Source organism: Actinokineospora xionganensis (genome assembly GCF_014323725.1).
In the GTDB taxonomy this organism is placed as follows: Bacteria; Actinomycetota; Actinomycetes; order Mycobacteriales; family Pseudonocardiaceae; genus Actinokineospora; species Actinokineospora xionganensis.
Window position 1 is genome coordinate 201,406 of sequence record NZ_JABVED010000003.1, and the last position, 14,022, is coordinate 215,427.

At 69.8% G+C, this 14,022-nt stretch carries 15 protein-coding genes; 8 read left to right on the forward strand and 7 right to left on the reverse strand.

Annotation, left to right across the window (positions count from 1 at the left end):
* Positions 1 to 2: 2 nt before the first annotated feature.
* Entirely contained in the window at positions 3 to 968 is a 966-nt protein-coding gene (locus tag GPZ80_RS07250) for a metallophosphoesterase (protein ID WP_376771652.1), read from the reverse strand.
* Positions 969 to 1,037: 69 nt separating this feature from the next.
* Here GPZ80_RS07250 and GPZ80_RS07255 point away from each other — a divergent pair, with 69 nt between their 5' ends.
* Positions 1,038 to 1,508 carry a GatB/YqeY domain-containing protein gene (locus tag GPZ80_RS07255; protein ID WP_187219354.1) on the forward strand — a complete coding sequence of 157 codons (471 nt, stop codon included), beginning with the start codon at positions 1,038 to 1,040 and terminating at the stop codon, positions 1,506 to 1,508.
* 356 nt (positions 1,509 to 1,864) lie between these two features.
* Here GPZ80_RS07255 and GPZ80_RS07260 read toward each other — a convergent pair whose 3' ends face one another.
* On the reverse strand, positions 1,865 to 4,363 hold the full coding sequence (locus tag GPZ80_RS07260; RefSeq protein WP_187219355.1) for a transglycosylase domain-containing protein: 2,499 nt from the start codon (positions 4,361 to 4,363) through the stop codon (positions 1,865 to 1,867).
* Between the two features lie 268 nt (positions 4,364 to 4,631).
* Here GPZ80_RS07260 and GPZ80_RS07265 point away from each other — a divergent pair, with 268 nt between their 5' ends.
* Positions 4,632 to 4,946, forward strand: coding sequence for a WhiB family transcriptional regulator (locus GPZ80_RS07265; protein WP_091380130.1), 315 nt, complete (start codon positions 4,632 to 4,634; stop codon positions 4,944 to 4,946).
* Here the strand turns inward: GPZ80_RS07265 and bagB are convergent.
* Genes bagB through GPZ80_RS32500 form a run of 3 tightly spaced genes read right to left on the reverse strand, consistent with a single transcriptional unit; the run spans position 4,904 to position 7,356 of the window.
* A complete protein-coding gene (bagB, locus tag GPZ80_RS07270; RefSeq protein WP_187219357.1) occupies positions 4,904 to 6,064 on the reverse strand; it encodes an ATPase BagB in 1,161 nt (386 codons plus the stop codon). The genes GPZ80_RS07265 and bagB overlap by 43 nt on opposite strands.
* A complete protein-coding gene (gene bagA / locus GPZ80_RS07275; protein ID WP_187219359.1) occupies positions 6,061 to 7,065 on the reverse strand; it encodes an ATPase BagA in 1,005 nt (334 codons plus the stop codon). Before bagA ends, bagB begins: the two co-directional genes overlap by 4 nt.
* 42 nt (positions 7,066 to 7,107) lie before the next feature.
* Positions 7,108 to 7,356, reverse strand: a complete 249-nt coding sequence (locus tag GPZ80_RS32500) for a hypothetical protein (RefSeq protein ID WP_187219361.1) — start codon at positions 7,354 to 7,356, stop codon at positions 7,108 to 7,110.
* Between the two features lie 49 nt (positions 7,357 to 7,405).
* On the opposite strand from GPZ80_RS32500, the gene sp36 reads away from it, so the two are divergent.
* From sp36 to GPZ80_RS07300, 4 genes are read left to right on the forward strand one after another with little or no spacing between them, the layout of a single operon-like run.
* Positions 7,406 to 7,564: a Sp36 family protein gene (sp36, locus tag GPZ80_RS07285; protein ID WP_091380118.1), complete on the forward strand. Its 159-nt coding sequence runs from the start codon at positions 7,406 to 7,408 to the stop codon at positions 7,562 to 7,564.
* Positions 7,564 to 8,019 carry a RidA family protein gene (locus GPZ80_RS07290; protein WP_187219363.1) on the forward strand — a complete coding sequence of 152 codons (456 nt, stop codon included), beginning with the start codon at positions 7,564 to 7,566 and terminating at the stop codon, positions 8,017 to 8,019. Before sp36 ends, GPZ80_RS07290 begins: the two co-directional genes overlap by 1 nt.
* Positions 8,016 to 8,621, forward strand: coding sequence for a hypothetical protein (locus tag GPZ80_RS07295; protein WP_187219365.1), 606 nt, complete (start codon positions 8,016 to 8,018; stop codon positions 8,619 to 8,621). The genes GPZ80_RS07290 and GPZ80_RS07295 overlap by 4 nt, the downstream gene beginning before the upstream one ends.
* 23 nt (positions 8,622 to 8,644) lie before the next feature.
* The gene (locus GPZ80_RS07300) at positions 8,645 to 9,562 is read left to right on the forward strand and encodes a hypothetical protein (RefSeq protein WP_187219367.1); all 918 of its coding nucleotides are present in this window, start codon (positions 8,645 to 8,647) and stop codon (positions 9,560 to 9,562) included.
* Here GPZ80_RS07300 and GPZ80_RS07305 read toward each other — a convergent pair.
* Positions 9,559 to 10,431 (reverse strand): Gfo/Idh/MocA family protein, encoded by an 873-nt coding sequence (locus GPZ80_RS07305; protein WP_187219369.1) that lies wholly within the window; start codon positions 10,429 to 10,431, stop codon positions 9,559 to 9,561. The genes GPZ80_RS07300 and GPZ80_RS07305 overlap by 4 nt on opposite strands.
* Positions 10,432 to 10,951: 520 nt before the next feature.
* On the opposite strand from GPZ80_RS07305, the gene GPZ80_RS07310 reads away from it, so the two are divergent.
* On the forward strand, positions 10,952 to 11,773 hold the full coding sequence (locus GPZ80_RS07310; protein ID WP_222719037.1) for an NUDIX hydrolase: 822 nt from the start codon (positions 10,952 to 10,954) through the stop codon (positions 11,771 to 11,773).
* Entirely contained in the window at positions 11,770 to 12,561 is a 792-nt protein-coding gene (locus GPZ80_RS07315) for an MBL fold metallo-hydrolase (protein WP_187219372.1), read from the forward strand. The genes GPZ80_RS07310 and GPZ80_RS07315 overlap by 4 nt, the downstream gene beginning before the upstream one ends.
* Positions 12,562 to 12,900: 339 nt before the next feature.
* Here GPZ80_RS07315 and dnaN read toward each other — a convergent pair whose 3' ends face one another.
* On the reverse strand, positions 12,901 to 13,998 hold the full coding sequence (dnaN, locus tag GPZ80_RS07320) for a DNA polymerase III subunit beta (protein ID WP_187219374.1): 1,098 nt from the start codon (positions 13,996 to 13,998) through the stop codon (positions 12,901 to 12,903).
* Positions 13,999 to 14,022 lie beyond the last annotated feature (24 nt).

Here is a 14,022-nt window from a genome sequence, read left to right on the forward strand (position 1 = left end):
GTCTAGCGAACCTTCGCGCGGGCTCCGAATCGGGCTCCCCTTGTGGCCTCGCGGGCCGGGTCGCCGCTGGTGGTGCGGGGGACCAGGGTCAACAAGCTTGCCTCCGGTGGGCAGGCGAAACGCACTGGGGCGTAAGGGGAAGTGCCCATTCCGGCGGACACGTGCAGCCAGGTGTGGGCGCCCCAGCGGGACGAGCCGCGGGCCCGGGAGCGGTCGAGTTCGCAGTTGGTCACCAGGGCGCCGTAGCCGGGGATGCGGAGCTGGCCGCCGTGGGTGTGCCCTGCCAGGACGAGGTCGTAGCCGTCCTCGGCGAAGCGGTCGAGGACGCGCGGCTCCGGGGAGTGGGTGACGCCCAGCCGGAGGGTGGCCGTGCGGTCCGGGCGGCCGGCGATCTCGTCGTAGCGGTCGCGCTTGAGGTGGGGGTCGTCGACGCCGGCTGCGGCGATGAGGCGGCCGTCGACGGTCAGGCGGGTGCGGGTGTGGGTGAGGTCGTGCCAGCCGCGCTCAAGCATGGCGGCGCGCAGGTCCCGCCACGGCAGCGAGATGCCGTGGATGCGCTTGTCCGAGGGGAACAGGTATCGCGCGGGGTTCTTCGGCTTGGGCGCGTAGTAGTCGTTGCTCCCGAAGACGAACAGCCCAGGCCGGTTGAGCAGCGGGTTCAGCGCCCGGATCACCGCGGGGACGGCCTGCTTGTGCGCGAGGTTGTCGCCGGTGTTGACGACCAAGTCCGGGTTGAGGCTGTCCAGCTCGGCCACCCACGCCTGCTTCGACTTCTGCCCGGGCATCATGTGCAGGTCGGAGATGTGCAGCACGCGCAGCGGGCGGGAGCCTTCGGCCAGGACCGGCAGGGTCGCCTCCCGCAGCGTCCAGCGGGTCCGTTCGTATCCCGCGGCGTACGCGAGGGTGGCGGCGCCCAGGGCGGTCGTGCCGACGGCGATGCGACGCAGGGTCGTGGCTAGGTCACTCACGCCAACGAGGGTACGTGGCGCGGTGTGCGTGCCGGGTATTGCGTTTGTGCGGCCAGTAGGGTTCTCGACATGGCTGAGCTCAAGAACCGGTTGCAGGCGGACCTGACCGCCGCGATGAAGGGCCGCGAGAAGACCCGTACGGCCTCCCTGCGGATGGCCCTCTCCGCGATCACCACAGAGGAGGTCGCGGGCGACTCGGCCAGGGAACTCACCGACGATGAGGTCCTGAAGGTCCTGGCCCGTGAACTGAAGAAGCGCAAGGAAGCCGCGGAAGCCTTCGCGGGCGCAGGTAGAGCCGAGTCGGCCCAGGCCGAACTCGACGAGGCCGAGGTGCTCGCCGCCTACCTCCCCAAGCAGCTCGACGACGCCGAACTCGCCGGCCTGGTGGACAGCGCTGTGGCTGAAGTCACAGAGCAGCTGGGTGCGGCGCCCGGCCCGAAGCAGATGGGTCAGGTCATGAAGGCCGCCAACGCCAAGGTCGCGGGCCGCGCCGACGGCGGCCGCGTCGCCGCAGCGGTGAAGGCCAAGCTGACTGGCTGACTGTTCCGCCTCCCCGGAATTTGGGTGTTGGCCGCCTTCCGGCAAATGTGCGGGTTGCTGGGGTAACCGCGGTTGGCTGACGTCACGGTCCCCTCAGCCGGCGGGTCCGTAGCGAAACTGGGCCGCTATTCCTCGCCGGGATAGTGACCCAGCTTGTTCCAGTCCGCCTCAGTGGATCAGGGCGGGCTGGGCGGGTCGGCCGGTTCGCCGGGCGGTCCCAGCTGGGTCCGGGCGAGTAGGACTGCGGCGGAGATTCCTCGCGCGGGCGATCTCGGCCGAGGCGATGCGGGAATGCCTCACAAGGCTGGAAATGACACTGGGCCGCTATCCCGCGTCGGGATAGCGGCCCAGTGCTGTCATGGGTCAACCGGTCCGATGGTGATCGGTGGACCGTTGCCCCCACCATTGCCCGGTGGCCCGGTTCCGCCACCCGGAGGTGGCGGCTGGCCTGGACCGCCACCAGGCGGGGGTTCCGACGGCGGGGCTGGTGTGTCGGAGGTCTGGGGCGGCGGCACGTAGCCCGTGCTGACGTAGATGGTGATCGTCTCGCCTGCCAGGGCCGCGCCGCGCGGGGACTGGCCGACGACGGTGCCCTTCTTGCGAGCGTCGTTGCGATCGGTGGCGGTGACCTTGTAGCCCGCGTTCTGCAGGATGGTCGTCGCCTCTTCCTGGGACTTGCCGATGACGTCCGGGACCTTGATCTCGGGGCCGCCGTCGAGGTAGCGCGGCTCGGCCACCGGTAGCGGCAGGGCCGGTTGCCCGTCTAGGTACTTCGACATCGTCTGGAACCAGGTACGTGCGGGCACCTTGCCGCCATAGATGTTTCCGCCCGTCCCGCACAGGCGCGGTGGGTCGGTGTCGCAGATGCCCTGGGGTTTCGGACTGTCGTTGAACGTGAGGACGGCCGCCGAGTACTGCGGGGTGGCTCCGAGGAAGCCCGCCGACTTGTACTCCTGGGTGGTGCCGGTCTTGCCGATCATCGGTCGGTTCCAGCCCACGGAGGTCGCGGCCCGGTTCGCGGTACCGCTGGTGTCGTCCTTGGACAGTCCGACGGCGAGTCCGTTCGCCAACGGTTCGGCCACGGCCTGCTCGCAGGGCTGCTCGTTGACCTCGACCTTCTTGCCGCTGCGGTCGAGGACCTCGATCAGCGGGGTCGGCGGGCACCAAACGCCACCGCTCATGATCGTGGCACCCACGTTGGCCAGTTCGACCGTGCTCAACGGGCCTGGGCCGAGGGTGAAGGACGCCTTGCCGGGGCTTCGCTCGGAGGGCTTGAAGTAGTCGGACTGACTCAGCCGGTACTCGTCCCTCTTGTGCGTGGGGTCCGGGTCGACGCCTCCCATGCTGGACGCCATCGTGTCGCGCAGGCCGAGGCGGCTGGCCATGTCGACGACCGGGCCCATGCCGACACGCTCTTCAAGGATGACGAAACCGGTGTTCGGGGACTTGGCCAGCGCGTCCTGCAACGTCATTTTCGACGGGTAGTCCGCGGCGTTCTTCACGCAGTACACCCGCGTGTCCCCATCATTCGGAGCACCCGTGCGGGGACAGCTCTTCGGGCTGCCGCCGACGAACACCGAGGAGTTGTGGGTGGCCGGCACGTCGATCTGGTTCATGATGCCGCCGCCTTTTTCCAGGTAGGCGGCCGATGTGAAGATCTTGTAGATCGAGCCCGCGCCGAACTTGTTCGCCACTCGGCTGGGCAAGCCGTAGGTGGTCTGACCCTTCGCCGCGTCGAGCCCGTAGTCGCGGTTGGCCACCAGGGCCACCACTTGGTGGCGCTCCTTGCCTGGCTGCACGATGGCCATCGTGTTGGCGATACCGGGTGTCGTCTTGGGGACTTCGGCCTCGGCGGCGTCCTTCGCCAACTGGGTGGCGCGGGCGTCGAAGCTCGTCTTGATCGTGTAGCCGCCGGTCTGGATCTGGTCCTGGGTGAAGCCGAGCTTCTGCAGGTACTCGTAGACGTACTGGCAGTAGAAGCCGTACTCCGGCCCGGCGCCGACGCAGTTCGCGGCGGGCTTCTTCGGGGAGGGGAGGATCCCGAGGTCTTCCTTCTTCGCGGCCTCGGCGGCGTCGGGGGAGAGCTTCTCGTTCTCGACCATCTTGTCGATCACGACGTTGCGCCGGGCGAGCGTCTCCGTGGGCTTGCGCCACGGGTTGTAGAGCACCGGGTTGTTCACCGCGCCCGCGAGCAGGGCGGCCTGGGCGACCGAGAGCTTGTCCGGCGTGGTGCCGAAATAGGCGCTCGACGCCGCGCCGATGCCGTAGACCTCGTAGGCGAACTCGACCACGTTGAGGTAGCCGGTGAGGATCTCTTCCTTGCTCATCTTCTGTTCGAGCTGGATCGCGATCCGCGCCTCGCGCAGCTTGCGCGCGATGGTCTGCTCCTGGGCTTTGGACTGCTCGGTCTTGTTGCCCCGGTTGACCACGTTGATCAAGTAGTTCTTCACGTACTGCTGCGTGAGCGTCGAAGCGCCCTGCACGTCGCCACCGGTCTGGTTCGACACGGCCGCGCGGATGGTGCCCTTCCAGTCGACACCGTTGTGCTGGTAGAACCGGCGGTCCTCGATGGAGACCAGCGCCGCCTTCATGGTCGGCGAGATCTGATCCGGGGTGACCGGGATCCGGTACTGGTCGAACAACGACGCGATCGGCGCCCCCGCGCTGTCGGTGATCGTGGTGATCAGCGGTGGGTCGGTCGCGACGAGGTCGGCCGACACACTGTCGATCGTGTCACTGGCTCGGTTCGACACCACCCCGAGTGCCCCCATGACCGGGAACAGCATCCCGGCCACGAGCACACCGGCGAGCAGGCAGAGACCGAGTAGTTTCAGCAGGCTGTCTCCCAAACGCACATCGGTCAGCGTACGCGCCTGGCCGTCGACTCACCGTGAGACGACGCGCGCCTGTGGACAACTCCGCCGAGCGCGGGATTCTCTCACCTTGGCAGGTTGCGAGTTCATCAAATTACGTAACGCGCGTCTCCCCGATGTTTTCGATGGAACCGATACCCACTAAGGTTCGTCAACGTCTCACGACAGGCAGAACAGCCCACGGGCTGGGACGCAACCGGTACCGGGGGGTATTCGGTTCAGGGTCGCGACGACGACAGGGGTGGGGGCTATGCATCTCGAAACCAAGGTCGACTGGCGAGTTCGCGCGACGTGCCGTGACGAGGATCCGGACGGTCTTTTCGTCCGCGGCGCCGAGCAGCGCAAGGCCAAGCTGGTTTGTATCGCGTGTCCGGTGCGGACCGAGTGCCTCGCGGAGGCGCTGGACAACCGCATCGAGTTCGGTGTGTGGGGCGGCATGACCGAGCGGGAACGCCGGGCGCTGCTACGTCGCAGGCCGGACGTGCTTTCCTGGCGCGACCTGCTCGACAACGCGCGTCGGAGTCACTCCTTCGACGACGAGGAAGAGGACGTCCGCGTCGGCTGATCTCCGGCCAGGCTCGTCCCGATCCGTCGCAGGCCTTCCAGGTCGTGCACGTCGGCGGGCATCGCGGGCACGTGGACCAGCGCGACCGCCGGGTGTGCCTTGGTGAAGCGGGAGATCAGTCGACGCTCCCGCTGCGCCAGTGCCACCCGGTCGGCGTGCAGTCGCAGCACCGCCGCGGCCAGGGGGGCCTCACCGGCCGACTCCAGGCTGTCGGCGGCGGCGATCGCCTTCGGTGCGGACAGCGCGGTCAGCACCGGGTGGGTACGGTTGACGACCAGCCCGGCCAGCGGCATCGACTCGGCGGCCAGCCGCTCGACGAAGTAGCTGGCCTCGCGCAGCGCGTCCGGCTCGGGCGCGGCGACCACGACGAACGCCGTGCCCTCCGAGCGCAGCAGCTCGTAGGTCTTCTGGGCGCGCTCGCGGAAACCGCCGAACATGCCGTCGAAGGCCTGCACGAACGCGGACGCGTCAGCCAGCAGCTGGCCGCCCACGATCGTGGACACGGCCTTCGCGAACAGGCCGAACCCGGCGCTGACGACCTTGCGTAGACCCCAGCCGCCCGCCCGGGCGGGGCCGGTCAGCAGCTTGATCATGCGCCCGTCGAGCGCCGTGGACAGCCGCTGCGGCGCGTCGAGGAAGTCCAGCGCGGACCGCGACGGCGGGGTGTCGACGATGATCAGGTCCCACTGCGCCTCGCCCGCGAGCTGCCCGAGCTTCTCCATCGCCATGTACTCCTGCGTGCCGGAGAACGACGACGAGATCGTCTTGTAGAACGGGTTCTGCAGGACTTCCTGCGCGCGCTTCTCGCCCGCGTGCGCCAGCACCATGTCGTCGAACGTCCGGCGCATGTCGAGCATCATCGCGCTCAGCTCGCCCGCGGGCTCGAAGCCCTCGACCGATACCGCCTTCGGGGTGTTGCCCAGTTCCTTCAAGCCCAGCGCCTGGGCCAGCCTTCGCGCGGGGTCGATCGTCAGCACCACGGCCTTGCGCCCGCGCTCGGCGGCGCGCACGGCGATGGCGGCGGCGGTCGTCGTCTTGCCGACGCCGCCGGACCCGCAGCACACGATGACGTGGGTCGCGGGGTCGTCGATCAGCGCGTCGACGTCGAGGCCGCTCATCGGACGCCCTGATCGACGAGGACCTCGGCCAGCTCGTACAGCGCGGCCGTGTCGACACCGTCGACGAGGTCGGGCAGTTCGACGGCGAACAGGTCGACCTCCGCGAGTTGAGCGCGCGCGCTCTGTTCGGCTTGGACCCTGATGGCGTGTTCCACGGTTTCCTCGACCAACCCGTCGATGTCCTCGGCGGACAGCTTGAGCCCCGCCGACATGAGCCCGTTGCGCACCCTGGTCGCGTCGACCCGCCCGTCGGCGGCCGCGGTGACCGAGCGCGCGGGCAGGCGCGGCGGCCGGACCCGGTTGACCATGATCGCGCCGGGCCGCAGGTCGGCCTCGTCGAGTTCCTCGACGGCCTCGACGGTCTCCCGCACCGGCATCTCCTCCAGCAGGGTGACCAGGTGGACGGCGGTGTCGCCGGAATGCAGCAGCCGGATCACGCCGTCGCTCTGCCCCTTGATCGGGCCGACCTTGGCCAGGTCGGCCATGGCCTTGGTGACGTCGAGGAACTTCACGATCCGGCCGGTCGGCGGGGCGTCGAGCACGACGGCGTCGTAGACGTGCCTGCCGTGGTCGTCGGTGCGCGTCACGCACTCTTTGATCTTGCCGGTGAGCAGCACGTCGCGCAGGCCCGGCGCCAGGGTGGTGGCGAACTCGATCGCGCCCATCCGGCTGAGCGTGCGGCCCGCGAAACCCAGGTTGTAGAACATCGCCAGGTATTCGAGCAGCGCGGCCTCGACGTCGATGTGCAGCGCCTTGACCTCGCCGCCCGCCGCGGTCAGGGCGACCCGCTCCTCGGAGTACGGCAGCGGCTGGGTGTCGAAGAGCTGGGCGATGCCCTGCCTGCCCTCGACCTCGACCAGCAGCACCCGCTTGCCCGCCGACGCGATGGCCAGCGCGAGCGCCGCGGCGAGGGTGGTCTTGCCGGTGCCGCCCTTGCCCGTGACCACGTGCAGTCGGGCGCGGGCGACTTCCTCTGTCCAGCCGACGACGGGTGTAGTCACGCATTCAGCGTAATTGCCCGGCGGACGTTCCCGCCCGACCGGTCAGCCGACGAGCAGCATCGCGGAGCCCGCGATCCCGACGACGATCACGACGCCCCAGGCCACGGGCGGGGCGAGGACGGTCAGCGTCAGCACGCAGAGCAACGCCAGGACAGTGACGCAGATCGCGCCCGCGATGGCGACGCTGCCCGCGGAGCCGGTGCGTTCGCGCACCTTGGCCATCGTGACCAGCGACAAGACGATTCCGCCCGCCCCGAGCAGGGCGGTCGCGAGCACACGCCAGGTCTCCACTTCGCAACCGTACCCATCAACTGTATGAAGCTGTTCTAGGCTGCCGCCCATGACGAAGTGGGAGTACGCCACGGTGCCACTGTTGATCCACGCGACCAAGCAGATCCTCGACCAGTGGGGCGAGGACGGCTGGGAGCTGGTGAGCGTCGTCCCCGGGCCGACCGGTGAGCAGATGGTCGCCTACCTCAAGCGTCCCAAGGGGGCCTGATGAGCAGGCACGACCGTCTCGCCGAACTGGGCATCGAACTGCCCAAGGTGCCCGCGCCCGCGGGGTCCTACCTCCCGGCCGTGCGAACGGGCTCGCTGGTCTACACCTCGGGCCAGGTGCCGATCGTCGACGGGGCGGTCGTGGCCACCGGCAAGGTGGGCGCCGACATCACCCCGGAGTACGCCGCCGAGCTCGCCCGCGTGTGCGCGCTCAACGCGCTCGCGGCGGTCGACGGCCTCGTCGGGCTCGACGCGGTGACCCGGGTCGTGAAGGTCGTCGGGTTCGTCGCCTCCGCCGAGGGGTTCACCGGCCAGCCCGGCGTCATCAACGGCGCGTCCGACGTGCTGGCCGAGATCTTCGGCGAGACCGGGAGGCACGCGCGGTCCGCCGTCGGCGTCGCTGAGCTGCCTCTGGGCGTGCCGGTCGAGGTCGAGCTGATCGTCGAGGTCGCGTGAGCGCCGCGGCCGAGTGCCACGAGCTGCTGCTGCGGCTCGCGGGCCGACTCGGCGACCGGGAACTGTGGCGGCTGCGTGACTGGCTGGCCAGCGACTCGCTCGACGCGGTCGCGCGCGCTCTGCCGCTGACCCTGCTCCGTGAGCGGGTCGCCATAACGCCCGCCGAGTTCCGCCTGATCAACAGCGCGCTGCTGCCGTCCGGCGCGGACGGCGAACGGCTCAATGCGGTCTCGTGGGTAGACGAAGTCGACGATGTCGACTACACCTTCTCTGCGGAGTCGCCCGAATGGGTGAGCATGGGCGACTCGGTCGCGGTCGTCCTCATGGCGATGCTGCGCGGTCGACCCGACGTGGTCGAGGCGCGGTCGGCGTGGCGGCGCGACCGGGCCGGGGGTGGCGCGGCGACCAGGGTCGTCCTGGTCACCACCACCGGTGACGCCGCCCGGCTCACCGGGGAACTGCAGCGCGTGCTGCGGGCCCTCGGGACCTACGAACCGGCTGTCGAGGTCCTCCCGGACGACCTCGAGATGCCCGCGTACCACGAGGCCGCCTACGCGGCTTCGGAACCGCTGGTGGCCAAGGGGCACTTAGTCCCGAGCTAGCCCGACTACGTGGAGGGTCCATCGTGACGAAGGTCGCCGCTGGTGCCGGATGGGCGGGAGTGACACTCCCGGTCCGCGTCCATGATCTTTTGTTGTCCCTCGCGGGCAGGCTCGACGACGACGCGTTGGCCGACGCCCGCGAACTGCTCGCCTCCACCGAAGTCGACCGGGCGCTGGAGCTGATCGTCGGCTCGCTGGCCGCCGGTCCGATCCCGGTCACCCGGGTCGAGCGCGACGAGCTGACCGAGCTGATGGTGGCGGCGCACTGCGACCCGGCGGTGGTCGAGCGGATCAAGGTGATCGAGACCGCGGTCAGCACGACGCACAAGTTCTCCGCGGGCAAGATCGGCGGCGTCGGCGCCGACCAGGGGGTCGCCGAGGCGACGATCCAGGTCCTCGACGTCCTTCCGGACATCCGCGCGGTGTGGGCGGTGTGGCGGCTCACGCCCGCGGGCGCCGCCTCCGGCCCGGTGCCGCACCGGATCGTGCTCATCCGGATCGGCCCGACCGGCTCCGGCCCGGCCACCGCGTACCGCGTCGAGCACGCGCTGCGCCGCGCGGGGCTGACCGCGTCGGTCGAGGTTCTGCGCGACAGCACGGAATCCAGCGACTACCACCACTCGGCGATGCGCTACGCGACGTCGGTTCCGCTGGAGCGCTCGTCGTCCAAGCCGACGGTCACGAAGGCGTGGAAGGATCGGACCACCACCGAGACCAAGCCCGTCGCCACCCCGGAGCCCTGGATTCCGCAGGCGAGTGACGGCGAGGCCGACGACGACCAGGAACTGACGCTGCTGCGCGAACTGCAGGAAGAACTCGCCCGGCGCGAGGGCGGCAGCGACACCCCGGCCTGGAAGTCGAGCGAGTCCTACGACTGGCAGGAAGCGAACCGGTCGACCCTGGTCAATGGTGTTCCCTTGCAGCAGAAGGAAAAGAGCTAGAGCTTCTGTGCGACCGCGTCGAGCAGCCGTTGGATCATGAGTCCTCTATGGACGTTCAACGGGTGCTCGGTGCGGTGGTCGCGGACCAGGCCGGTGAAGTCGTCGAGCAGGGCGGCGTAGGCGACTTGGGCGCTGGTCGCCCGGCCGGTCAGCTCGCGGTAACCGCCGTCGCCGTAGACCGACAGGTCGGTGACCGAAGGGTCCACCGGCATGAACATCGACAGGGTCGAGGTGCTGGTCGCGCCGCTCTCGTGCGCGAGGACGACCGTCCACAGGTCGGCCGTGCCGTGATGGGCGGCGACGACCTCGACCGCGGGGCCGAGCGCGGCGTCGAGCAGGTCGAAGACGTGCGGTCCGACGTCGACGAGCGCGCCGCCGGCATGCCGCCAGGCCGACCCTGAGTACTTGCCGCCCAGCAGCGCCCCGGACAGCCACCGCGCGTTGCCGCCCAACCAGGACTGGCCCTGGACGTCGTCGAGCCACTGAATGGTCTCCGGCGCGAAGCGGCGGATGAACACAACCATGGATGCCACGCCCGCCCGCTCGACGGCGTCGACCAGGCGCACGGCGGTCTCGACGGAGTCGGCGATCGGCTTCTCGAGGATGACGTGCTTGCCCGCGTTGGCGGCCTTGATCGCCATCTCGGCCTGGATGGCGGGCGGGACGGCGAAGGCCACGGCGTCGACAGTGGACAGGAGTTCGTCGAAGTCCGCGATGACCGGAGCGCCCATCCCGGCCGCCGCCTCAGGGCGCCGTGCCCACACGGCTGTCAACTCGGTCGCGGGGTGCGCGGCGATGCCCGGACCGTGCACCGCCTCCGCCCAGGGCCCTGCTCCGACCAGTCCGACTCGCAAAAAGTTGTCGCCCATGGGGGCATTTTGCCTGAGTGGTCTATACCTCGTGCGGGTGGTCGTGGAAGGCCGCAGGGTGCCCGCCGCGTAGCCGAAGATGTTTGTTCGGCCTGAGTGGACCCGCCTCGCACCGGGTCTCCACGTCCTCGTGGCTCTGCCGGCTCGGTGTCGTCCGGGGCGAGCCACGTGCCTTCGGCCGTTCTGTCGGTCTTGGCGCCGGCGACGATCCGGTGCCATGGCGCGCGTGATGCCCTTGGGGCCGTTGTCGAGCAGCCGCGCGGAGGAGCTGTTGTAGGTAGGTCACCCAGTCCGACTCGGTTGACCCCGTGCGCAGAGGGATTTCGCCAGCCATGCGTCCAGAGTCGAGGACGTGGGCGAGGTGGGTAATGCCCCTTCGCGGCAGTCATCGGTTCGGCCCTGCGGTCACACGTGGGGGTGGTCGGCGCATGGCCATGGGGACCGGGGTGGCGGCGGTGGTGCGTGGCCGGTGGCACAGTCCGGGGCGGCCCCGACCGCGTAGGGTCGGGGCGTGCGTGAACTGCCCAAGGAACTGGTGCTGCCGGAGGGATTCGTCCCCGCGGAGCCGCCCGACCCGCCGGTCGTCCCGAAGGACGCCGCGACCGTGATCCTGGTCCGCGACGGCGAGCCCGGCCTGGAGGCCTTCCTATTGCGGCGGGTGGTCGGGATGGCCTTCGCCGGCGGCATGACGGTGTTCCCCGGCGGCGGCGTCGACCCGCGCGACGAGGACGCCTCCGTTGCCTGGCACGGCCCGGACCCCGCGTGGTGGGCCGAGCGCTTCGGGTGTTCCCCGCCGATGGCGCGTGCCCTGGTCTGCGCGGCGGTGCGGGAGACGTTCGAGGAGTCCGGGGTCCTGCTGGCGGGCCCGGACGCGGGCAGCGTCGTGTCCGACGCGCGCCCCTTCCACGACGCTCGCCAGCACCTGGTCGACCGCAAGTACTCCTTCGCCCAGTTCCTCGCCGACAACAACCTCGTCCTGCGCGCCGACCTGCTGCGCCCCTGGGCGAACTGGGTGACCCCCGCCGAGGAGCCCCGCCGCTACGACACCCGCTTCTTCCTCGCCGCCATGCCCGTCGGCCAGCACGCCGACGGGGACACGACGGAAGCCGAGGACGTCGCCTGGCAGCCCCCGTCGGAAGCTCTGCGCGACTGGGCGGAGGGCCGCCGAGGCCTGCTCCCGCCCACCTGGGTGACCCTCGCCGACCTGGACGAGCACCCGACCGTAGCCTCCGCGATGGCCGCCGAACGCGCCGTGGACAAGATCATCCCCAAGGTCATCCGCGACGGCACCCAGGTCCGGGTGGTCCTACCCGGCGACCCGGCGTACGGGGTCGCCGAATGAGCCACCCCGCCTACGGCGTCGTCCGGCAGGTCACGCCCTTCGCCTCGGTGCTGTTGGAGGACAACCCCAGCGCGATGACCCTCGACGGCACCAACACCTGGCTCCTCCGCGCCCCCGGCGCAGAGGGCTGCGTTGTGGTCGACCCGGGTTACGAGGACGAACCACACCTGACCCGCGTGATCGGGGCCGCGGGCAAGATCGAGGCCATCCTCATCACCCACCACCACGCCGACCATGTCCAAGGCGCAACGTGGCTGGCCCGCCAGGCGGACGCACCCGTGCGAGCGTTTGACCGTGAACTGTGTCGTGGCGAAGGTCCTCTCGTCGACGGCGAAGAACTGGCGTTGGCAGGTCTGGGCCTGGAAGTCATCCACACCCCAGGACACACAGCCGACTCGATCTGCCTCGCGATTGACCACAATGGACAATCGGCGATGCTGACCGGCGACACCGTGCTGGGTCGCGGCACGACCGTGATCGCCCCACCGGACGGCGACCTCGGTCAGTACCTGGACTCTCTCCGACTGCTCAGCACCCGAAGAGGCGTGGTGTTGCCAGGTCACGGACCGGACCTGCCCGACCTGGCCACCATCGCGGGGGAGTACCTGGCACACCGGGAAGTGCGGTTGAACCAGATCCGGGCGGCCCTGCGAACTTTGGGACCAACGGCAACTCCTCGACAGGTAGTGGAGATCGTTTACGCGGACGTCGACCAATCCCTATGGCCGGCGGCGGAGTGGTCCGTCCAGGCGCAACTGGAATACCTGCGCCGCACCGAACCAGCCTGACCCGCGAGCCTCGGGACATCGCTGCCCACGAACCCGCAACGGGCCCTGCCGACCCCAACGGCACCTTTGGGAAGGATCACCACCCAGCAGGAACGTGAGGCACCGATCCCCGCGGCGTGCCTGGGAACGGCCATCTCGCTGGCGGGGCACGAGGCACCGATCCCCAAGGCGTGCCTGGGGAACGGCGGCCGGGTTGGTGGGGGTGTGAGGACCGGTTCCAACGGCATCTCGGAGGACCACCGAGGCCAACCCCCTTGCCGGGCATGGAAACACCGACGGCAACCCCACTTGGTCGGCAAGGGAACCAAAGGCAGCCAGGGCACCTGGCGGTAGCAGGAGTCAGCCGGTCTTCGGCGGAAGCATCGGCATGATGATGTACCGCAGATCCACCTCCCCACCCTCCACAGCCGTCACGACCGTTGCCCGCATCCCCGGCTGGATCGCCAGCTGGATCCGCCTGCCCGCGAACGGTCGTAAGGCGTCGATCAGGTAGCGGGCCTGGTAGGACGGGCTGGTTCGGCCGCCGTCGATGGTGGCTTTCACGGATTCCTCCGCTTCGCCGGTCTGGCGGTCCGCGGTGCGCAGGCGCACTTCGCTGTCGCCGACTTCCAGGGAGATCACGCCCCGGGCGTCGGTGTAGAGGGCGACTCGACGGGTTGCGCCGGCGAGGGCGTCGGCGTCGGCTTCGACGTGGGTGTCGAAGTCGGACAGGGCGAGCTTGGACTCCGACAGGTACGTGCCGTCCAGTACCGCCGTGGTGACGACCATGTCCTCCCAGGCCAGCGACAGCCGGTTGGCGTCGACGCCGATCCACACATCGCCCACCACCTGCTTGCCGATCTCCGCCAGGAGGGTGGCCGGGATGAGGGCGTCGATCGTCGACGGCCCCGGGGTCCAGGGAATGGTGGCGATGGCCATCCGGTAGCGGTCGGTGGCCCGAAGCACAAGCTTGTCGCCCTCCGAACGCACCCGGACACCGGTGAAGATCGGCAGCGCTTCATCGCGGGCGGCTGTGGTGGCGACCGTGGACAGGGCCGAGGCGAACACTGTCGCCGACACCGAGCCGCTCGGGGCGGGCGGCTCGGTGACGCCGGGGTGCAGGTCCACATCGAGCAGCGGCAGGGCGAAGCGGGCACCCTCGGCCCGGATGGCGAGCCGGGCGCCCTCGACGACAAGTCGGACCTGCGGTTGATCCAGTGCCCGCAGCGTCTCGGCCAGCGGTTTGGCCGGGACCAACACCTGACCCTCGGTGTGCACGAGCGCGTCGCAGCTGATGCGGGCGGTGCGTTCGCGGTCGTTGGCGGCGAGCACCACTCCCCGGGCGTCGGCGGTGAGCAGTAAACCGCCGAGCACCGGGTCGACCAGCTTGCCCGGCACCAGCCGGACGACGTCGGCGGCGGCTGCGGCGAGTTGGGCTGTGGTGATCGTCAGGTCCATGAATGGACCGTAGCCCGATCCACC

Excerpts from the sequence above, each read along its gene's own strand:
- GPZ80_RS07265 (WP_091380130.1), top strand. The coding sequence starts at position 4,632 with ATGCATCTCGAAACCAAGGTCGACTGGCGAGTTCGCGCGACGTGCCGT.
- GPZ80_RS07255 (WP_187219354.1), top strand. The coding sequence starts at position 1,038 with ATGGCTGAGCTCAAGAACCGGTTGCAGGCGGACCTGACCGCCGCGATG.
- GPZ80_RS07315 (WP_187219372.1), top strand. The coding sequence starts at position 11,770 with ATGAGCCACCCCGCCTACGGCGTCGTCCGGCAGGTCACGCCCTTCGCC.
- GPZ80_RS07290 (WP_187219363.1), top strand. The coding sequence starts at position 7,564 with ATGAGCAGGCACGACCGTCTCGCCGAACTGGGCATCGAACTGCCCAAG.
- GPZ80_RS07305 (WP_187219369.1), bottom strand. The coding sequence starts at position 10,431 with ATGGGCGACAACTTTTTGCGAGTCGGACTGGTCGGAGCAGGGCCCTGG.
- bagB (WP_187219357.1), bottom strand. The coding sequence starts at position 6,064 with ATGAGCGGCCTCGACGTCGACGCGCTGATCGACGACCCCGCGACCCAC.
- sp36 (WP_091380118.1), top strand. The coding sequence starts at position 7,406 with ATGACGAAGTGGGAGTACGCCACGGTGCCACTGTTGATCCACGCGACC.
- dnaN (WP_187219374.1), bottom strand. The coding sequence starts at position 13,998 with ATGGACCTGACGATCACCACAGCCCAACTCGCCGCAGCCGCCGCCGAC.